21 protein-coding genes are annotated in these 19,092 nt (G+C 70.4%); 8 read left to right on the top strand and 13 right to left on the bottom strand.

What is annotated here, in order from left to right; all coding sequences use genetic code 11:
• Positions 1–145 precede the first annotated feature (145 nt).
• Positions 146–1,027, bottom strand: a complete 882-nt coding sequence (locus tag ACLQ23_RS12890) for a hypothetical protein (RefSeq protein ID WP_425734938.1) — start codon at positions 1,025–1,027, stop codon at positions 146–148.
• 162 nt (positions 1,028–1,189) lie between these two features.
• Between ACLQ23_RS12890 and ACLQ23_RS12885 the strand changes: the two genes are divergently transcribed.
• Positions 1,190–1,717, top strand: coding sequence for an SRPBCC family protein (locus ACLQ23_RS12885; protein ID WP_355587830.1), 528 nt, complete (start codon positions 1,190–1,192; stop codon positions 1,715–1,717).
• A gap of 64 nt (positions 1,718–1,781) precedes the next feature.
• Here the strand turns inward: ACLQ23_RS12885 and ACLQ23_RS12880 are convergent, their stop codons facing one another.
• Positions 1,782–2,492 carry a DUF2786 domain-containing protein gene (locus ACLQ23_RS12880; protein WP_425734939.1) on the bottom strand — a complete coding sequence of 237 codons (711 nt, stop codon included), beginning with the start codon at positions 2,490–2,492 and terminating at the stop codon, positions 1,782–1,784.
• 127 nt (positions 2,493–2,619) lie between these two features.
• Here ACLQ23_RS12880 and ACLQ23_RS12875 point away from each other — a divergent pair, with 127 nt between their 5' ends.
• On the top strand, positions 2,620–3,096 hold the full coding sequence (locus tag ACLQ23_RS12875; RefSeq protein WP_355587827.1) for a hypothetical protein: 477 nt from the start codon (positions 2,620–2,622) through the stop codon (positions 3,094–3,096).
• Between the two features lie 51 nt (positions 3,097–3,147).
• On the opposite strand, the gene ACLQ23_RS12870 is transcribed toward ACLQ23_RS12875, so the two are convergent.
• Entirely contained in the window at positions 3,148–3,537 is a 390-nt protein-coding gene (locus ACLQ23_RS12870) for a hypothetical protein (RefSeq protein WP_355587825.1), read from the bottom strand.
• 155 nt (positions 3,538–3,692) lie between these two features.
• Between ACLQ23_RS12870 and ACLQ23_RS12865 the strand changes: the two genes are divergently transcribed.
• Positions 3,693–5,036 carry an ABC transporter substrate-binding protein gene (locus ACLQ23_RS12865; protein WP_355587823.1) on the top strand — a complete coding sequence of 448 codons (1,344 nt, stop codon included), beginning with the start codon at positions 3,693–3,695 and terminating at the stop codon, positions 5,034–5,036.
• 197 nt (positions 5,037–5,233) lie between these two features.
• Here ACLQ23_RS12865 and ACLQ23_RS12860 read toward each other — a convergent pair whose 3' ends face one another.
• Together ACLQ23_RS12860 and ACLQ23_RS12855 are read right to left on the bottom strand one after the other, a co-directional pair.
• Complete coding sequence (locus ACLQ23_RS12860) at positions 5,234–5,977, bottom strand: enoyl-CoA hydratase/isomerase family protein (protein ID WP_355587822.1); 744 nt, start codon at positions 5,975–5,977, stop codon at positions 5,234–5,236.
• Positions 5,974–6,831, bottom strand: a complete 858-nt coding sequence (locus tag ACLQ23_RS12855; protein ID WP_425880680.1) for a 3-hydroxyacyl-CoA dehydrogenase family protein — start codon at positions 6,829–6,831, stop codon at positions 5,974–5,976. Before ACLQ23_RS12855 ends, ACLQ23_RS12860 begins: the two co-directional genes overlap by 4 nt.
• A gap of 177 nt (positions 6,832–7,008) precedes the next feature.
• Between ACLQ23_RS12855 and ACLQ23_RS12850 the strand changes: the two genes are divergently transcribed.
• A complete protein-coding gene (locus tag ACLQ23_RS12850; RefSeq protein WP_355587818.1) occupies positions 7,009–7,311 on the top strand; it encodes a hypothetical protein in 303 nt (100 codons plus the stop codon).
• A gap of 66 nt (positions 7,312–7,377) precedes the next feature.
• Here the strand turns inward: ACLQ23_RS12850 and ACLQ23_RS12845 are convergent, their stop codons facing one another.
• Positions 7,378–8,157: a class I SAM-dependent methyltransferase gene (locus ACLQ23_RS12845; protein WP_355587816.1), complete on the bottom strand. Its 780-nt coding sequence runs from the start codon at positions 8,155–8,157 to the stop codon at positions 7,378–7,380.
• Positions 8,158–8,210: 53 nt separating this feature from the next.
• Here ACLQ23_RS12845 and ACLQ23_RS12840 point away from each other — a divergent pair, with 53 nt between their 5' ends.
• Complete coding sequence (locus tag ACLQ23_RS12840; protein ID WP_355587814.1) at positions 8,211–8,597, top strand: PPOX class F420-dependent oxidoreductase; 387 nt, start codon at positions 8,211–8,213, stop codon at positions 8,595–8,597.
• An 86-nt stretch (positions 8,598–8,683) separates the two neighbouring features.
• On the opposite strand, the gene ACLQ23_RS12835 is transcribed toward ACLQ23_RS12840, so the two are convergent.
• Positions 8,684–8,893, bottom strand: coding sequence for a BldC family transcriptional regulator (locus ACLQ23_RS12835; protein WP_007073996.1), 210 nt, complete (start codon positions 8,891–8,893; stop codon positions 8,684–8,686).
• Positions 8,894–9,143: 250 nt separating this feature from the next.
• Positions 9,144–9,983 carry a hypothetical protein gene (locus ACLQ23_RS12830; protein ID WP_355587812.1) on the bottom strand — a complete coding sequence of 280 codons (840 nt, stop codon included), beginning with the start codon at positions 9,981–9,983 and terminating at the stop codon, positions 9,144–9,146.
• 195 nt (positions 9,984–10,178) lie between these two features.
• Here ACLQ23_RS12830 and ACLQ23_RS12825 point away from each other — a divergent pair, with 195 nt between their 5' ends.
• Entirely contained in the window at positions 10,179–11,261 is a 1,083-nt protein-coding gene (locus ACLQ23_RS12825; RefSeq protein WP_355587810.1) for a Leu/Phe/Val dehydrogenase, read from the top strand.
• Between the two features lie 303 nt (positions 11,262–11,564).
• On the top strand, positions 11,565–11,780 hold the full coding sequence (locus ACLQ23_RS12820; RefSeq protein ID WP_007454329.1) for a DUF3073 domain-containing protein: 216 nt from the start codon (positions 11,565–11,567) through the stop codon (positions 11,778–11,780).
• 140 nt (positions 11,781–11,920) lie between these two features.
• On the opposite strand, the gene amcA is transcribed toward ACLQ23_RS12820, so the two are convergent.
• From amcA to ACLQ23_RS12795, 5 genes are all read right to left on the bottom strand, one after another.
• The gene (gene amcA, locus ACLQ23_RS12815) at positions 11,921–12,157 is read right to left on the bottom strand and encodes a multiple cyclophane-containing RiPP AmcA (RefSeq protein ID WP_355587808.1); all 237 of its coding nucleotides are present in this window, start codon (positions 12,155–12,157) and stop codon (positions 11,921–11,923) included.
• Positions 12,126–13,229: a cyclophane-forming radical SAM peptide maturase AmcB gene (gene amcB, locus ACLQ23_RS12810; RefSeq protein ID WP_355588476.1), complete on the bottom strand. Its 1,104-nt coding sequence runs from the start codon at positions 13,227–13,229 to the stop codon at positions 12,126–12,128. Before amcB ends, amcA begins: the two co-directional genes overlap by 32 nt.
• Before the next feature lie 126 nt (positions 13,230–13,355).
• A complete protein-coding gene (gene purM / locus ACLQ23_RS12805) occupies positions 13,356–14,507 on the bottom strand; it encodes a phosphoribosylformylglycinamidine cyclo-ligase (RefSeq protein ID WP_355587806.1) in 1,152 nt (383 codons plus the stop codon).
• A 59-nt stretch (positions 14,508–14,566) separates the two neighbouring features.
• Entirely contained in the window at positions 14,567–16,105 is a 1,539-nt protein-coding gene (gene purF, locus ACLQ23_RS12800; protein ID WP_053651995.1) for an amidophosphoribosyltransferase, read from the bottom strand.
• A gap of 168 nt (positions 16,106–16,273) precedes the next feature.
• Entirely contained in the window at positions 16,274–16,597 is a 324-nt protein-coding gene (locus tag ACLQ23_RS12795) for a sterol carrier family protein (RefSeq protein WP_355588474.1), read from the bottom strand.
• A gap of 191 nt (positions 16,598–16,788) precedes the next feature.
• Here ACLQ23_RS12795 and ACLQ23_RS12790 point away from each other — a divergent pair, with 191 nt between their 5' ends.
• On the top strand, positions 16,789–18,879 hold the full coding sequence (locus ACLQ23_RS12790; protein WP_355587803.1) for a hypothetical protein: 2,091 nt from the start codon (positions 16,789–16,791) through the stop codon (positions 18,877–18,879).
• Positions 18,880–19,092 lie beyond the last annotated feature (213 nt).

The raw sequence follows: 19,092 nt of genomic DNA, 5'->3' as shown, positions 1-19,092 counted from the left end.
GGAAGGTCGGCGGTTCGACCCCGCCCCTGGCCACATAGCCTTTCGCCGGGCTACAGAGATCCCCACCAGCGGAAACGTAGGTGGGGATCTTGCTTTTGTGCCCGCCGCTGCGGCCTCATTGTCGACTGCGCACCAGGCACCGTCGCTAATCCCGGCGGTCCGGCGGGCGGTGCTGCGCCAGGCCGCCCTGGATCGCCTCCCACACGCTGCGCCCCGCCTGCCGCAGAGTCTCACCCGCCTGCTCGGCGAACTGCGTAGCGCTCTGAGCGGCAGCCTGAGCCCCGCCCGGCCCGCCACCCTGACCGCTGTCACCAGGACCGCCACTGCCACCGGGACCGCCGCTGCCCTGGCCACTGCCACCCTGACCGCTGCCGCCCTGACCGCTGCCGCCCTGCCCGCCGCTGCCACCCTGACCGTTGCCGCTCTGATCCTCGGGCACCCGGTCCGCAGGGCCGCGGCCCGTCGGTCGGCGCTCGCCCGGACGCGATCCCGCTGGCCCGGTAGCCTCCGCTCGGCCCCGGTCTGGCGTACCGGTCCGCTCGGAACCCGGTCGGGTCGGGCGCGCAATGGTTCCCGGCGTTGCTGATCGCCGGCGCAGTTCGTCGCGTACCCCGGAGTGCTGTGCCGAGGCGCTGCCTTCGGCGACCCTGACGGTCACCTGTTCGGTGCCGCGGCTGAGGTCGTCGATCGCGGGGACGGCCGACCGGCCGATGGCTTCGACCACCTGCGGGTTGTTGTCGATCGTGTCGAGCGCCTTGCTCAGCAGCGCCACCAGCTGCTCCAACCGCACGCGCAACTGCGCCTCGGCCTGCACGCCGTCGACGTCCAGTTCGACGCCGCGCAGGTGCACCCGTACGCCGGCGTCGATGTGGAGCAGGTTGGCCAGCCGTGCCCGCAGCGAGAGTTCGGCGTCCAACCCGTCGACGGCCAGCCGCAGCGTGTCGACCGATACCTTCGGAATGTCGAGCAGGACGTCGGGGTCGTCGACGTTCCGGTCCGGCTTCCGCTGCTGCGCGCTCTCGCTCATGCTTCCGCTCCACCCCGTACACCGCCCGGTCGTTCGGACGTCCGGCGCGGTTACCCGCTTTCCGGCGGGGCATCCCATCTGTGACCGCTCGGCAACTCACTGTCTGGAAAAGGCACTGCGCGAAGCTGCACACCCGGGCATCAGCCGGTATGGTCCGGGCCTATGGGACAGGAGATGACTGATCCGGCCGGCATCCGTCAGGACCTGGAGCGTTTCTCCTTGCGGTGCAGCCTCCTCGTCCCAGGGCCGCCGGAGCACGCGTTCGCTGTCTTCACCGACGAGTTGAGCGACTGGTGGGTCACCGAATACACCTGGTCCGGTCCGGAGGCGCTCGCCAAGCTGGGTATGGAGCCGCAGGCCGGCGGCATGCTGTACGAGATCGGGCCGCACGGCTTCCGCGCCGACTGGGGACGGGTGCTCACCTGGGATCCGCCCCGCCGGCTGGTCTTCGCCTGGCAGATCGGCCCGGACCGGGTGCCGGTGCCGGATCCGGCTCGGGCCAGTGAGGTCGAGGTGCTGTTCCTGGCGGACGGGCCCGAGCGCACCCGGGTCGAGCTTGAGCACCGGCACTTCGACAGGCACGGTGAGGCTGCCGAGGGATACCGCAAGGCGCTCACAGCAGGCTGGCACGAGCTGCTCTCCCGCTACCTCGCCACCGTGGCTCGCCGCCACCCCGCCAGCCCCGCCTGAGCCAGCCGCCGCGCCTGGCAGCGCGGCAGCTTCGACGGCCGCCGCCCCCGGCAGCGCAGGGGGATCAGCCGCCGCCGAGCTGTCGAGCGGCGGATGAGCGGGTGTTGAGGTCACGGCCGCCCAGGTTCGCGCGTTGCCCGGCCTCCGCCCCGGAGTCGAAGCCGGTGCCGGCCAGCCGGCGCGGCAGGGCGGTACGCAGTCGCGGGTACTCCTCGGCGAGCCGCCGCTGCACCCGGTCTGAGCGGTCGGCCAGCACCAGCGCCACGGACGGTGTGCCCGGCTCGCTGGCTGCTGCCCTCTCGGCCGCCCAGAGTCGACCTCCGATCACCTCTGCGAAGCCGGCGAGCCAGGACCGGCGGAAGGCGGCCAGGTGCTCGCCCTCGGGCACCGTCGTGGCAGCCAGCCCGTGTGCCGCCTGTACGAGCAGCGAGGTGAAGAGCAGGTCGACCCGTTCCAGGTCGCTGGCGAAGCCGAAGAGGTGCAGCGTGAACCCGTTGCCCCGCGGGCGACGGACACAGCGGCAGCGCAGTGGTTCGGCGACGGCGGCGAGGAGGCCTACCTTGTCGCGGGCGTACGGGGCGACGATGTCCAGCACCCGGTCGCCCACCGGGTCGGTGGTGGGGTCGCGGACGGCGAGCAGCGCCCTGTCGACGCCGTAGCGGGCGATCAACTCGGTCGCCTTGGCGGTGAACGCGGCCGACTCGGCAGGCGTGCAGGCCGGGTCCTCGGCCTGGGCCAGCAGTTTGCGCACCTTGCTGAGCATGGCCTCGGACATGCCTCCAGAGCTATCACACCCGACCGACAGCGACGGGACCACAGGCAGATCAATCGATGAGTATCATCGTCACGATCGGCTCGCCCGTCCGGTACGGACGGTCAGTGAATCGTTTCCGGAGGCCCGCATGTCATCCCCGATTGCTCGCCTGCTCGCCGTCGCCACGGCCGCCACGCTGCTCGCCGTCGGCGCACCCGCTCAGGCCGCCCAGGCCACTTCCGCCGCCCAAGCCACAGAGGTCAACCAGGTCAAACCGGCCGGTCCGGAGGTCTCGGGGCCGAACCTCTACGCCACGCTCGCCACCTGCTACGGCGGTGCGGTCCGGTCGTTCTTCCAGACCGGCGGTTACGGCGGCCAGGCCGGCACCTACCGCACCACGAGCCGGTGCCGTGACATCAACGTGCGCAACGCCAGCGCGTACGGCACGGACGCCTGCGTGATCTTCGTCGACAAGACGGGGAGCTGCAACTACTGGACCTACCTGCCGGCCAACTCCGGCTGGATCACGGTTGCGACCAATGTCCGCGACGGCGTCAACTTCCGGGTCCGCTTCGAGAACCTCCGCTACGAGTACGAGCCACTTGTGGCGTACCACGCGTTCTGAGCGGTCCGGATGGGCGCGGCGCCCGGGTCCCGACGGGCGCCGCGCGAAGCGTCAGCCGGCGCGGCTGCGCAGGGTGGCGATGGTCGAGCCGGCGAGCGTGAGCAGACAGTCGGAGAGCAGCCCGTCGGCAGCGGCCGCACCGAACAGCGCCTCCCCGGTCGGTACGTCCTGGTTGGCGTACGCGCTCACGAACCGCGCCACCCAGCGGGCGTCATAGGCCGCCTGTTCGATTCCGGGGAAGTCCAACGCGCATCCGGTGGTCGATGGCGTGTCACCGACCATCGTCGCGGCAAGGCACCAGGCGACCCCGTACGCGCCGGGCAGGCCGGCACGGTCGACAACCGCGTCGAATGCCCCCACCACCGCGTCTCCATCGCCAGAGAGTGCCGAGCTGAGCACGGCGGCCGCGTCGTCGAACGTCTGCTGTGGTAGGTCGGTCACGCAGCGCACAGTAGGACCGGAGGTCAAGGCCCCGCAGGCTCGTCACTCTGCGTGTTCAACCTGGGTGGCCTGCGCATTACAGCACCTCCACGGTCCCGCTGCCAGGCCCGGCACGCTAATGTGCGCAGCGGACCTTCGCCGGAGGAAGGACGACCATGCTCGTATCACGCCGTTCGCGGGTGGCCACACTGGCCGCCTGCGCGACGATCCTGCTCGCCACAAGCGCTTGCGGGGATGACAAGGCCGAAGAGGGCAGCGCCCAACAGGTGCGCCTCTATGGCACGGATGGCAACATGCTCAACTCCTACCCAGCGGAGTTGAAGGAACGCGCGGATCTCGTCGATGGGATGAAGGGGACCACGCCGCTCACACCTCTGCCCGACGACTTCAAGAGCCGGCTACGGTCCGTCAATCCGGCGCTGACGGACTTCCTCTACTCGGCGGAGACGTACGACGCTGTGGTGATCGCGGCGCTCGCCGCCCAGCTCGCCGGGAGCACCGACCCGGCGGCCATCGCGAAGCAGATAGTCGGCGTCACGAACAACGGTCAGCGCTGCGAGGACCCGGCCACCTGCCTGACCCTGGCCCGTGCCGGACAGGACATCGAGTACCGCAGTGTGTCGCTGACCCGTGCGGGCTTCACCGACAAGGGTGAGCCGGCCACGGCGAGCTACGCCACGCTGACGTTCGACGGCCAGCAGATCAACGACGGCAAGACCGAGTTCGTCGGTGCGGGCGCCGAGTCGGCGGCGAGCACCAAGGCTCCGCCGAAGGCGCGCAAGGCCCGCCCGGGCGACGACGACAAGCAGAAGCCTCTGATCATCGGCGGCCTGCTGCCGAAGACCGGCGACCTGGCGCTCGCGTACCCGCCGATGGCCGCTGGCGCCGCTCTGGCGATCAAGGAGATCAACGCTGCCGGTGGTGCGCTGGGCAAGCCTGTGACGTGGATGGACGGCGACGACGGCACCAGCCCGGCGGTGGCCAAGGCGACAGTGGCCAGGCACGCGGCGGAAGGCGTGAGCGTCATCATCGGCGCCGGCGCCTCGGGCATCTCCCGCGAGGTACTGCCGGACGTGGTGAAGGCCGGCAGGATCCTCTTCTCGCCGTCAAACACCGACGCCAGCCTGACCGATGTCGAGGACAACGGCCTCTACTTCCGTACCGCCCCGCCGGACAGCCTCCAGGGCCGGGCGCTTGCCGACGTCATCCTTCGCGACGGATCGCAGAAGATCGTCATCGTGGCTCGCAAGGACTCCTACGGCGAGGGCCTTCAGGCCACCGTCCGTGGCGAGCTGGAGAAGGCCGGAATCGCCGGTGACCGCCTCAAACTGCTCACCTACGAGCCGCCGCCGGACCCGGATTCGCCTCCGGTGGACTTCACGAGCGGCGCGAAGGAGATCAAGGAATTCGGCGCGGACGCCGTACTGATCATCGGGTTCGGCGAGTCCGCCCAGGTGATCCGTGCGCTCGCCGACTCCGGGGTGCAGATCCGGCACTGAGCATCGACCGCGGACCGCGACGGCCGCACCGGCTTCCCGCCGGTGCGGCCGTTCCGTCTGAGGCGGCGCCCGTGATCAACTCGCTCTCCTGCAGATCGCGGTATCCGAGCGCGTCCGATGCCCCGATTTCAAGGAACCCGAGTCGATCGTGGCCGAGCAGCGCCGCGCGCCGGCAGACGGTGGGTGTTTCACCTGCGTCAGCGGGCGCGACGGCGTTGCAGGAACTCGGTCATCCGGCGGTGCTTCTCCTCGTCCTCGAACAGCACCGCCTGGCTGACCAGATCGAGCTGCGGGTGCGCGGCGGCCGGCGCGTCCACAGCCAGCTTGGTCAGCCGCAACGCCAACGGTGAGCCCTGGGCCATCTCGTCCAGCAGCCCGTGCGCAACTGCCAACAGCTCACCCGGCTCGTCCACCACCCGGTTCACCAGGCCGATCCGCAGCGCCTCGGCGGCATCCACCCGGCGGCCCGTGAACAGCAGCTCCTTGGCGCGGGCCTCGCCGATCAGCGCCGGCAGCCGGTGGGTCGCGCCGGCGCCGGCCAGGATGCCCAACCGCACCTCCGGCTGGCCGAAGACCGCCCGCGCCGTGCACACCCGCAGATCGCAGGCGTACGCCAGCTCCGCGCCGCCGCCCAGCGCAGGGCCGTCGACGGCGGCCACACTCGGCATCGGCAACGCCCTGATCCGTGCGAAGGCCGCCGAGTTGATCGCGGCCAGGGCATCGGTGCGCCCCCGCTCGCGGAGCTGGCCGATGTCGGCGCCGCCGGCGAAGATGCCCTCCGCGCCGCCGGTAAGCAACAGCAGCCGGGGACGCGCCTCCAACTCGGCGCAGACCTGGTGCAGTTCGGCGACGAGGTCGGCGTCGATGGCGTTGCGTTTCTCCGGTCGGTCCAGCGTGACCACGAGCCGGTCCGGCAGCTCCTCGATCCGCAGCCCGCTCACCGCTTCACACCGCCGTCCCACGTGTAGAAGCCCTGCCCCGACTTCTTGCCCAGCCGTCCGGCGGCCACCATCTCCTCTAGCAGCGGCGGCGGCGCGAAGCGGTCCCCGTACGCGGTCTGGAGGGTCCGTGCGATGTCCAGCCGCACGTCAAGGCCGACCAGGTCGGTGAGTTCCAGCGGCCCGATCGGGTGCCGGTAGCCCAACACCATCGCCTTGTCGATGTCGGCAGGGCTGGCCACCTCGTCGGCGACCATGCGGATCGCCTCCAGCCCCAGGGTGACCCCGAGCCGGGAGGTGGCGAAGCCCGGCATGTCGCGTACGACGACGGGGTCCTTGCCCAGCCGACCGGCGAGCGCGACGGCCGCGGCGGTGGTCTCCTCGGCGGTGGCCGGGCCGACCACGATCTCCAGCAGAGCCATCGCCCAGACCGGGTTGAAGAAGTGCAGGCCGACGAAGCGCTCCGGCGCCTGGAGGCCGGCGGCCAACTCACCGATGGCGATGCTTGAGGTGTTGCTGCCCAGCAGGGCCGGGGTCAGAGCGGCGGCGTCGCGCAGCACGGCCCGCTTCAGGTCGAGCCGCTCCGGTACGGCCTCCACGATCACCGCCGGGGCGGGGTCGACAGCGGCGAGCCTCGGGCGCAGCGTGACCCGCTGCCGGTTGGCGGCGGCCTCGTCGGCGGTCAGCTTTCCGCGCTGCACCGCCCGCTCCCACAGGTCGGCGAGCCGGTTCAGCGCTGTCGCGCCCCGCTCCGGGTCCACCTCCACCAACTCCACTGCATGCCCGGAGCCAGCCGCCACGTACGCGATGCCGAGCCCCATCGTGCCCGCACCGACGACCACGAAACGATCGTTCATCACGCCTCCCTGTCCGGCCCGGTGGCGCGCGGGGTCCCCGCCGCGTCGACCCGGGTGCTCCGTCGGATCCGCTCGGTCATGGTGCGACCCTAAACAGCACGACGGCCCGGCCCATGCGTGGGGGAGCGCGGGATCGGGTACGTACGGCCTGTCAACTCAAGGGAAGGACCAGTCGACATGAGCCAGGCACCGGAGAGCGTCACCGACCCGGGCAGCACCGACTCGGAGGTCGTGGAGACCCGGGGCGACGAACGGGTCGACCTGTTGCGCGCTGACACCAACAACGACGGTCGAACCGACGTGTGGGTGGTCGACACCGACGGCGACGGCAAGGCCGATCTGTTCCAGTTCGACACCGACGGTGACGGCAAGGTGGACATCACCATGGTGGATATCGACGAGGACGGCACCCCCGACGAGGTGGTCGACGGCGACGGTGGCCTGCCGCCCGAGCAGCTTCCTCCGACCGTCCAGGTCTGAGGTGTAAGGAAGGGCCCCTTATTAACGCCTGGCGTTAATAAGGGGCCCTTCCTTACACACACAAGGTCATTCGGCGAGACGCAGGGTGGCCAGGTAGTAGGGGGCGTCGCGGTCGTCCACATCGGTAAGCCGCCAGGCGCTGCCGTGCACCAGTTCGGCGAACTCGTCGGGCGAGCAGACCAGGTAGTCGAACCAATCCGTGCCCAGTTCGCGGTAGCGCAGTCGCAGCCTCAACTGGCCGCCGAGCCGACCCCGACTGCGGTTGCGCTCGTGATAGCCGGTGTGCAGTGGATCGCGGGTGCCGTACGGGTTGGTGCCGTGCGCGATGATCTGCGCCCCGGGTCGTGCCAGCGCGGCGAGCGCGGCGAGGAAGCCGGGTGCCCGCTGCCGCCCCTCGATCAGCCCGAGGTTGTTGCCGAGCAGCAGGAACGTGTCGTACCGCCGGCCGTCGGCGACGTGGGTGTCCACGGTGCCGTGCACCAACCTCCGTACGCCCCGACGTCGACTCACGGCCAGCGCGCCCGCGGAGGTGTCCAGCCCGGTGACCGGTACGCCGCGCTCCTGGAGCAGCAGCGCGATCCGGCCGGCGCCGGTGCCGACGTCAAGGGTCTCGCCCCGCGCCCGGTCCACGGCCCGGTGGTCGTAGGGCTGCCAGTCGGCCGGTCCGTCCAGGTAGTGCGCGGCCGGAGCGCCGTTGATCAGCCCGTCGTCCCGCTCGATGATCTCGATGACCGGTCGGGGCAGCCGTCCGCCGACCAACGGCCGGGGTCCCACCCCGGTGGCTACGGCGAGCGCGTCCCGCAGCAGCTCGCCGACCACGTCTCCGATGAGAGGCTCGCCAGTCACAATGTTCACGCTATCTGGCCACTCAGTGGCCGTGCCCGCCGTATCCTTGCGGCGTGACGATGCTGGACCGGCTGGCGGCCGAGAAGTACATCCTGCTCACGACCTTCCGCAAGGACGGCCGAGCGGTGCCGACGCCGGTCTGGGCGGTCCGGGACGGCGACGCGTTGGCGGTCTGGACCCGGGCCGACTCGGGCAAGGTCAAGCGCATCCGCCGCAACGGCGAGGTGACAGTTGCGCCGTGTGACGTGCGGGGTCGACCGCACGGTGCGGAGGTGCCCGCGCACGCGACGATCTACGCCGGCGACATCGGCCGGATCCGTGACCTGCTCAAGCACAAGTACCGGCTGCTCGGCCGGCTGAGCCTGCTCGGCAGCCGGCTGCGCCGGGGCGAGGGCGGCACTGTCGGCATCCGCGTGACGCTTGCCGAGGCACAACACTGACAGTGGACTGTCGACGACCGGTAACGGGCGTGGAAAGGGGCGGCGGATCGAGATCCACCGCCCCTTTCCGGAAAAGCTGATGCTGCTCAGTCGCCCTGCCGCTGCTGCGGGATCTGACCCTGCAGCAGCGCCCTGACCTCCGACTCGCGGTATCGACGGTGGCCACCCAGAGTGCGGATGGCGCTGAGCTTGCCCGCCTTGGCCCACCGGGTCACCGTCTTCGGGTCGACCCGGAACATCGACGCCACCTCGGCCGGTGTGAGTAGCGGCTCTGGTTCGTGCGTTCGCGATGCCATCGGTCACTCCTCCACATGTATAGACATCGGCCGGGGTCCCGCCGGCCGACGCGTCTCCCATGGTCCGGCTAGTCCCCGATGTCCGACATGGGCCGAACGGATGAAGGTCCCTAGACGGACGGATGAACCATGCCCGATTTTTACGACTTTTACACGGCAGAAAGTACCTTATTCGGACTCATGATCACGGTTCGTGATGCGTCAACTACGAGCACTGCTCGACTTGGGAGCGTTCCTCGGGCTATTTGCCCTAGTTGCACCGCTCCAACAGCTGCACCGCACGCCACCGGGCCACGAGCTTGTCGTACGCGGCGGACGCCTCCTCGGCCTCGCCCCGCGACAGCCCGGCAAGGCCGCTGGCGACCAGCTCTGGAGAGTCGTCAGCCTCGAGGGTCTCGTCGGAAAGCAGGTCGACGAGGCCGCCGTAGTCCAGCTCCACCACCGAACGCGGATGGAACTCCTCCAGCCAGCGGGCCGCCTCCTCCACCGCATCGGTGATCGGCGCCTCGCCCACCGACTTGCGCAGCACCGACAGCGCCCGGGACGACCGGCGGCGGGCCTTGGAGATCTCGGTGCGGTAGCGCATCGCGCGCCGGCCAGCCTCGGTCACCAGGTCCCGCTCCGTCGGGTCGAAGAGCACGAACCACCGCAGCGGTACGCCCCAGGTGGCGATCTGCTCGTGCACCCGCGGCACCCCGTGTTCCAGGACCCGGGCACCACTGCGCCAGTCGTCCACCACGGCCCTGGCCTGCCCGGCGAGCACCGGCGGCACGAAGGCGTCGGCGAGCACCGAGGGCACCCCGTCCCGGGCGCTGAGCGCCGCCTCGGCGACACGGATCCGCAGGTTCCAGGGGCAGACCAGCAGGCTGTCGTCCGTCTCCAGGACGTACGCCTCCTCGGGCAGGTCCGGTAGCCGCGTCCAGCCCGCGCCGAGCGCTTCGATCACCGCCGTCCGTTGCCGGCCGGGCCCCTCCATTGGAGCGACCGCGCGCCCTTCGGAGACGTAGCGGCGCCAGTAGCTCTGCCGATCGCGGTCGAATGCGGTCAGCGGCTCGTACACGCGCAGGTATGAAGCGAAGAGCGACGGCACCGCGCGATCCTCCCACGAACCGCACCCGTACGCGGTCAGAGGCCGGACCCACGCGCGCCGCAACGTGGGACGACAGCGGCGCGTCGGGCACCTGCGCGGCGGCCGATACTAGGCTCGAACCCACCGGCAGCATCCCCGCCGGAGGTCCACCAGGTCCGCACCCCACAAGGGCGCACACCATCTCAGGAGCCAGCCATGGGCGTATTCGCGAGCACAGACGACCCGGGATTGACCGGTCACGAACAGGTCGTGTTCTGCCAGGACAAGCAGAGCGGCCTGAAGGCGATCATCGGGATCTACTCCACCGCACTGGGGCCGGCCCTCGGCGGCACCCGCTTCTACCCGTACGCGAGCGAGGAGGACGCGCTCGCCGACGTGCTCGACCTGTCCCGCGGCATGGCGTACAAGAACGCGCTCGCCGGGCTGGATCTGGGTGGCGGCAAGGCGGTGATCTGGGGCGACCCGGAGCAGGTCAAGAGCGAGGCGCTGCTGCGCGCGTACGGCCGCTTCGTGGAGTCGCTCGCCGGCCGCTACTACACGGCGTGCGACGTGGGCACCTACGTGGCGGACATGGACGTGATCGCCCGGGAGACCCGGTACGTGACAGGCCGCAGCGTCGAGCACGGTGGTGCCGGTGACTCCTCGATCCTCACCTCCTGGGGTGTCTTCCAGGGCATGCGGGCCGCCGCCGAGCACGTCTGGGGCACGCCCAGCCTGCGCGGCCGGCGGGTCGGCGTGGCGGGCCTGGGCAAGGTCGGCAGGTACCTGGCCGGGCACCTGTTGGAGGACGGCGCCGAGGTGGTCGCCACCGACGTCAACCCGAAGGCGCTGGCCTGGGCGCGCACCAACCACCCGCAGATCACCCTGGTGGACGACGCCTCCGCGCTCGTCGCCGCGGACATCGACGTGTACGCGCCGTGCGCGCTGGGCGGCGCTCTGAACGACGACACCGTGCCGGTACTGCGCGCCAAGGTGGTGACGGGGGCGGCGAACAACCAGCTCGCCCACCCGGGCATCGAGAAGCTGCTGGCCGACCGGGGCATCCTGTACACCCCTGACTACGTGGTCAACGCCGGCGGCGTGATCCAGGTGGCCGACGAGATCGACGGCTTCAACTTCGATCGGGCGAAGCTCCGGGCAACCCGGATCTACGACACCACCCGCGAGATCCTGCATCTGGCGGACGCCGACGGCGTACCGCCCGCGGTCGCGGCGGACCGGCTGGCCGAGCGGCGGATGGCCGAGGTCGGCCGCCTGCGCACGATCCACCTGCGCTGAGCGTCTCCCCGGGGGCGGATCGACCGGGATCCGCCTCCGGGCCTCGGAGGTCGGTAGTGCTCGGTACGCTGAAGCCGAGTCAGGTTTGTCACGCTTTGACTGGTGTCACGGGCGGTCTCCGCTTCGCTCCTTACCGGGTACACTGGGTGATGGCCGGATCAACGCGACGCGCAGAGCCGGCTGACGGTAACCCGAGGTGCCGAACGATGGCATCCCCATGTACCGTAAGAGCTACGAGAGATGCCTGACGTCATCGGGGCCCGCCTTCGGGCTGCCCCGCATTCTGTGCGAGGGGGTCGAGCCATGGGGCGCGGCCGTGCTAAGGCCAAGCAGACAAAGGTGGCCCGGGAGTTGAAGTACCACTCCCCGAACACCGACCTCACCGCCTTGCAGCGCGAACTGGCGGGTGCTGGTAAGTCTGAGCACCACTTCGACGACGACTCTAAAGAGTTCGTCGACGATGATGATGAGAATCATGCTGACGACGACCCGGATCCCTGGGTACGTCCGACCCGCTGACCTCTCGACGCAACTGAGCACGCGGTAAGCCCCGCGTGCTCACGCATGTGCCCGTCGGGAAGACACCGGTGCCGATGATCAGGGGCCTGCCCCAGCCGGAGAACACCTACCGGCCGACAGGCCCCTGATCGGGGTCGACCTCAGCGCGGGCGGTTGTTCCAGTTGTAGAAGGTCGGGATGTTCTCGAAGTGGTTCCAGGCGCAGACCGCGCTGGCGCCATCCCCGCCCGACACCTCCGCCCGCAGCCGCCGTGCGTCCGCCGCCTCCTGGAGCAGAGCGACAAGCCCGGGGGCAGCCTCCCGCACCCGCTCGGTGACGCTGTCCGGGATGGCATCCGCTTCGTGCTCAGGCCGCCGGTGACTGGTGGTCTCGGGCATGCTCCAACACTCCCTCCAATAGGCGGATCTTGCTGTTGCGGCAGTGCTCGGTCTCCGTACCGTCGAAACGCCCCAGCTCGAAGTAACGGTTGGCGGCATGACCACCGCCACAGAAGCCGAAGTACGGGCAGGCCGCCCTGCACGCCTCCACCCCGGCCAGGAACTCGCCCACCCACGGCGTGGACGCCGCGTCGACGAGGATCTGCGCCAGCGGCGTGGCCAGGACGTTCCCACTGCTGAAGTCGCCGTAGCGGGCGTCGGTGAAGCCCGCCAGCTCCGGCGAGAGCACCGTCACCGAGCCGTCGTGCCCGATCGTCGGGATCGGATCCAGCCGGCGCGGCAGCACAACGTCCGCCGCGTCGTCGAGCACCGCCGCCGTGTACCGCAGCGACCACTCGACCTCCCGCAGGTGGATCCGGGGCTCCCGCCGCCAGGCCGACACCAACTCGGCCCAGAACGCGGTGACAGCCCCCGGGTCGTGACTGTTGTCGCGGGTGTTGACGCCTTCGGTCTCCTCGATGTTGATGCCGAGCACGTCACAGCCCAACCCGAGGAAATAGTCGTACAACTCGGCGGCGAGCCCGGGAACGGGCCGGGACACCACAGCCAGCGCCGAGAACGGCAGGCCGTGCCGACGCAGCGCCGCCACACCCCGCAGGATCCGGTCGTACGCCGGCTGCCCACCCCTGTTGACCCGCTCGCTGTTGCGCTCCCGGGGCCCGTCCACGCTCACGCTCACGCGCATCTCGTGCCGGGCGAAGAAGTCGCACCACTCGTCGTCGATGAGCGTTGCGTTCGTCTGCACATGGTGCTCGACCTCGGGACCGAACGGCGCCATCAGGTCGGCAAGGTGCTCCCGACCCGCGGCCAACGGCTCACCGCCGTGCCACACCACCGAGAACCGAGCGGACGTCGCCCACGGGTTGACCGCCGCCGCCACCGCCTCGGCCACCGGCACCGACATCCGCTGGTCCGCAGCCCGGAACGGCAGATAGCAGTACGCGCAGTCCAGGTTGCACAGGGTCGTGGGCTGCATCACGACGTACGACGGGACGACGGCCAAGCCGCGCATACCGCTGAACGTCTGTCCCCGAGCAGCCATCGCCCTCCTCCGCCGAGCCTGAGCCCTTCAGGCTAGGCGGCATGGGCCACTCGGGTGAAGCCCTCATCAGGTGCTCGTACGATAACCAGAGCGTGATCAACCGCGGGTGTGCTGGCCAACCATCTGCACGTTGCCCGTGCCCTCGATGATCTCGCCAGCCTGCCACGCCTCGATGCCACGGCCGGTAAGCGTGGCGAGCGCCCGGTCGGCGTCCTCCGCCGAGACGATCGCGAACATGCCGACGCCCATGTTGAAGGTCGACTCCATGTCCTGGTCGTCGATCCGCCCCTTCGACTGGATCAGGTCGAAGATCGGCTGCGGCTTCCAGGTGGACCGGTTGACCACGGCGTCGACGTGCTCCGGAAGCACCCGGACCAGGTTGCCGGGAATACCGCCGCCGGTGACGTGGGCGAGGACCCGCACCTCGGCCTCGGCGATCAGCTTCAGGCAGTCCTTCGCGTAGATCTTGGTCGGGGTGAGCAACTCCTCACCCAGGGTCCGCTGCCGACCGAAGTCGTCGATCACGATGTCCAGCCGCATCCGGGCCGCGCCGAGCAGCACGTGCCGGACCAGCGAGTAGCCGTTGGAGTGCAGGCCGGAGGAGCGCATCGCGATTACGACGTCGCCCACCTCGACCCGGTCCGGGCTGAGGATGTCGCTCTCCTCCACCACGCCCACGCCGGTCGCGGAGATGTCGTACTCGTCCGGGCGCAGCACACCCGGGTGCTCGGCGGTCTCCCCGCCCAGCAGCGCGCAGCCCGCGTACCGGCAGCCGTCGGCGATGCCCGCGCCGATGTCGGCCACCTTGTCCGGGACGACCTCGCCGGTGGCGATGTAGTCGAGCAGGAACAGCGGCTCGGCCCCACAGGCCACCAGGTCGTCGACGACCATCGCCACGAGGTCGATGCCCACCGTGTCGTGGATGTCCATCTGCTGGGCGATCACCAGCTTGGTGCCCACACCGTCGGTGGAGGACGCCAGGATCGGGTTCTTGTACTTCGTCGTGTCCAGCCGGAACAGCCCGGCGAAGCCGCCGAGGTCGCCAAGCACCTCGGGGCGGCGGGTCTGCCGCACCTTCGACTTCAGCAACTCCACGGCGCGGTCACCCGCGTCGATGGAGACCCCGGCATCGGCGTACGAGACTGAACGCTTCCGACCCTGACGGCCAGCGCCAGCCGTCCAGGGCTGACGGTCGCCGCCGCCGGTCGGGCTGCTTCCTGCGCCGCTGCGCTCGGACACGTGCGTCACGGTTCTCCCCTTTGGTTCTCGGTGCCGCGCCGGCGGTGGCCGGGCCGCGCCGGTTGGTGCTACGGGCGGTTTGCGGTCACGCCACCCGGAGTGGCGACGAACGAGCCGTTGGTGTGCGGTGCCTCCGGCGCCGAGTTGGCGACCCGTCGGCCCACACCTTCGAGCACGTGCTTGCCGATCAGGTTGCCGGCCGGCAGCTCGATCGGGTACTCCCCATCGAAACATGCCCGACACAGGCGAGTCTTCGGCTGCTCGGTCGCGGCGATCAGGCCAGGAAGTGAAACGTAGCCCAGCGTGTCGGCGCCGATGGAACGCCGGATGCCGTCGTTGTCCAACCCGTTGGCCAACAGCTCCGCCCGGGTGGCGAAGTCGATGCCGTAGAAACACGGCCAGCTGACCGGCGGAGACGAGATCCGGACGTGCACCTCGAGCGCCCCCGCCTCGCGCAGCATCCGCACGATGGCGCGCTGCGTGTTGCCGCGGACGATCGAATCGTCCACCACCACGAGCCGCTTGCCCCGGACGTTCTGCCGCAACGGGTTGAGCTTGAGCCGGATGCCGAGCTGACGCAGGGTCTGCGACGGCTGGATGAACGTACGGCCCACATACGGGTTCTTCATCAGGCCCGCGCCGTAGGTGATGCCGGACGCCTCGGCGTACCCGATAGCGGCCGGCGTGCCCGACTCGGGCACCGGGATCACCAGGTCGGCCTCGACCGGGTGCTCCTTGGCCAACTGTCGGCCGATCTGCACCCGCGCCGCGTGCACGTTGCGCCCGGCGATCGTGGCGTCCGGGCGGGCGATGTAGACGTACTCGAAGAGGCAGCCCTTCGGCTCCGGCGACGCGAACCGGGTGGAGCGCAGCCCCTCCTCGTCGATCGCGATCAGCTCGCCGGGCTCGACCTCGCGCACCACGCTCGCGCCGACGATGTCCAGGGCGGCGGTCTCGCTGGCGACCACCCAGCCGCGCTCCAGTCGACCGAGAACCAGCGGGCGTACGCCGTGCGCGTCGCGGGCCGCGTAGAGCGTGGACTCGTCCATGAAGACGAAGCTGAACGCACCGCGCAGCTGCGGCAGCACCTCCATCGCGGCCGCCTCGACAGACAGGTCCGGGCGGCTGGCCAGCAGCATCGTCACCAGCGACGTGTCGTTTGTCGAACCGTCGGCGACTAGGCCGCGCTCGGCGACCTCCTTCTCCAGCTCGGCGGTGTTCACCAGGTTGCCGTTGTGCGCCAACGCGATTGTCGTGCCGGAGCTGGTCGACCGGATTGTCGGCTGGGCGTTCTCCCAGTTGGAGGCGCCTGTCGTCGAGTATCGGGCGTGCCCGATCGCCAGGTGGCCGCGCAGGCTGGCGAGGGTGGGCTCGTCGAAGACCTGGGCCACCAGGCCGAGATCCTTGTAGACCACGACGCCGGAACCGTCGCTCACCGCGATGCCCGCAGCCTCCTGGCCCCGGTGTTGCAGGGCGTAGAGGCCGAAGTAGGTCAGGTTGGCGACCTCTTCGCCGGGGGCCCAGACACCGAAGACGCCACAGGCATCCTGGGGGCCAGGTCGTTGGGGATCAAGGTCGTGGCTCAGCCGGCCGTCGCCTCGGGGCACTACCGCTCCCTCATGCTGGTCTGGACCGGCCTGGTGGAGATCACGGGGCGGATCCACACTCCTCGGCCGGGACCACTGTCGTCGCCTGACAGTGTACGCGAATCAGTGTCTATACAGATAGTCACGATTTCCCTGCACAGCGTCACCCTCACCTGGGCATTCGGGTAGCTAGAGGGGCAGATACGCCGAGAGGTCCGCCCGGATCCCGCTCACCTGGACGCGACCGCCGGCGACCGCCTCGTCCCACCCGACCCGGCCGCTGGCCAACTCCAACCAGGTCAGCGGGGACATCTCGACCACGTTCGGAGGGTTTCCCCTGGTGTGTCGAGGACCAGTAACGCACTGGATCGCACCGTATGGTGGAACCCGCACCTCCACCGATCGGCCGGGGGCGCGCTCCGCGAGGACGGCCAACAACGACCGGACCGCCTCCCGGAACACCGGCCGTTCGGGCGTACGCCCCTCGTCAAGCGCCGACAAAGCCGCTGCTATGGCGGCGGATTTACTGTGCGGAGAGGACACGACGGGACGATACGACCCGTAGCCGGAGCACCCGACGCTGGCCCTGGGTCGCGCCGATCCACTCAGACAAGGCATAGTGGCCGACGGCGTATTCGTACCGTGATGATCCCCGGCCCGGCGCCCCGCCGGTCAAGGGAAGTTCAGCCCGGAAGGCGGTGGACGTGTCAACACACCGACGTGCCTGGAAGCAGCGGGCCGGTGTGGTCGTAGCGCTGGTTGCCGGCGCTCTGCTCGCCGTCCCCGCCACACCAGCAATGGCCGCTGATGTTGAGGTTTCCCCCAACTCGATCTCCGTAAACGCTGGCAGCGATGCCACACTCACAGTGCGCGTCACAGCTGGCAACGGCGACGACAAGGCCAAGATCAGCCTCTCCGGCCTGCCGTCCGGTGTCAGCTGCGCCAGCGGTTGCGGCGACGTCAATTTCCCCGGCCTGGGCAACCCGACACGGTCGGTGCTGGTCAGGATCGCCGCGAACGAGAACGCCGGCGACGCTACCGCCACCGTCACGGTGGCTGTCGAGGCCGAGTCCGGCCCGGACACCGCCACCGTCGCGTTGACCGTGCGGGGCAGGGCCGCGCCGCCTACGCAGCAGCAGCCACAGACCGTCAAGTCGGTTTCCGGCAAGGTCGTCGTGAAGGCAAACGGCGACGCGGTGCCGAACGCGATCGTGATCCTCCAGGACAGCGCCGGCCACCGTTACGACACGATCGCCGACGGCAGCGGGAACTTCCGGTTCACCGGTAGCAACGACAAGCCGATCGCGCCTGGTCGGATCGACGTGGGCGCGTCGTCAAACAACATCAACGCGGTCAGAAGCTTCAACGCGAACGCAGGACAGTCGATCACCGGGCAGCGCATCAGCCTGGAGATCAAGGTCGAGGTGACACCGAGCGCCACCCCGTCCCCCACCGTCGAGGCCACCCCCACCGACGAGGCGACCGAGGAGGGCACCGAGGAGGAGCCGTCCACGGAGGCCAGCCCCGGTGCTCCCGCGAACGCCGCGAACGAGGATGACGGCGGCGGCTTCGGCTCGTACCTGATCATTCTGCTCGGCGGCCTGCTCGTCGCGGCCGGCGTCGGCACGATCGTGCTGCTCTGGATGAAGCGCAAGGAGAGCGGCGACGACGATGACGAGCCGGCGGCTGCCGGCGCGGCTGGCGCGGTGCCGGCGGCGCGGGGCGGCTTCCGCGGGGCGGACGACCAGACCCGGGTGGTCAACCGGCCCGGCGGTGGGCCCGATCCGACGATGGTCGGCGGGGCTGCGCTGAGCGAGGCGCCGACGATGATGCACCGCCCGGTCGTCGACGACGTGCCACCGGACCCGTACGGCGCGCCTCCGCAGCCGTACGGTGCCGCTGGTCAGCAGGGTTGGGGCGGCGCCGGCTACGGCGACGAGCCCGCGACCGGCGGTTACGGCGCAGGCGGCTACGGCAACGCGCCGTCTTCGGGCGGCGGCTACGGCACGGCGGGTACCCCCGACGGCGGCTACGGCGCGGCGGACGACGGCTACGGTGCCGCGCCCGGATCCGGCGCGGGCTACGGCGGCGCTCAGGGGGCAGGTGGCGGCTACGGCAACGCCCCGGCCTCGGGCGGCGGCTACGGCAGCGCACCCGCCTCGGGTGCCGGCTATGGCAACGCGCCCGCCTCAGGCGGCGGCTACGGCAACGCGCCCGCCTCGGGTGCCGGCTATGGCAACCGCGACTACACCGCCCCGGCCGGTTCCGCCGGTTACCCACCGGCTCCCGCGGGTGGCGAGCGCTTCGACGAGCCGACCGGCCGGTACACGGGCGACAGCACCCAGTACCCGGCCCCGGCCGACCCGTACGCCACAGGCGTCTACCAGCCCGAGCAGGGCCAGGGCTACGGCCAGTCCGACGCTGCCCCGTACGGCGGTGGGCGGTCGACCGAGCCGACCGGTGGCTACGGTCAGCAGGCCGGTGGATACGACCAGGGTGGCTACGGTCAGCAGGCCGGCGGGTACGACCAGGGTGGCTACGGCCAGGAGCCCCCGCAGCAGCGCGGCGGCTACGACGACCGGGGCTACGAGCAGGGCGGCTACGGCCAACCGACGGGCGGGTACGAGCAGGGCGGCGGCTACGGCCAGCAGGCCGGCGGCTACGGCCAGGAGCCCCCGCAACAGCGCGGCGGCTACGACGACCGGGGCTACGACCAGCAGGGCGGCCGCGCCCGGCCGGACAGCCCGCCACCGACCGAGCGGGGCGGCCGTCGCCTCGACTGGCTCGACGACTGACCCGACACCACCGACACACCGCGAACGGCCGTCCGGAACCTCGGGCGGCCGTTCGCGTGTCCGGCTCACCGCTCCGCCGAGCGCGCGATGCGCAAGACCTACTCGGGTTCCTTGAAATCGGGGTATCACCCGCGCCCGGACACCCCGATTTCAAGGAACCCGAGTCGATCATCGCCGGCGCAGACCGCCGGGCGGCCCTCCTGAGCACGGACC

It is taken from the genome of Micromonospora sp. DT41 (assembly GCF_049841715.1).
Classification (GTDB): domain Bacteria; phylum Actinomycetota; class Actinomycetes; order Mycobacteriales; family Micromonosporaceae; genus Micromonospora; species Micromonospora profundi.
Note: the sequence above shows the minus strand (reverse complement) of the source record. Positions and strands in the feature narration are given on the sequence as shown.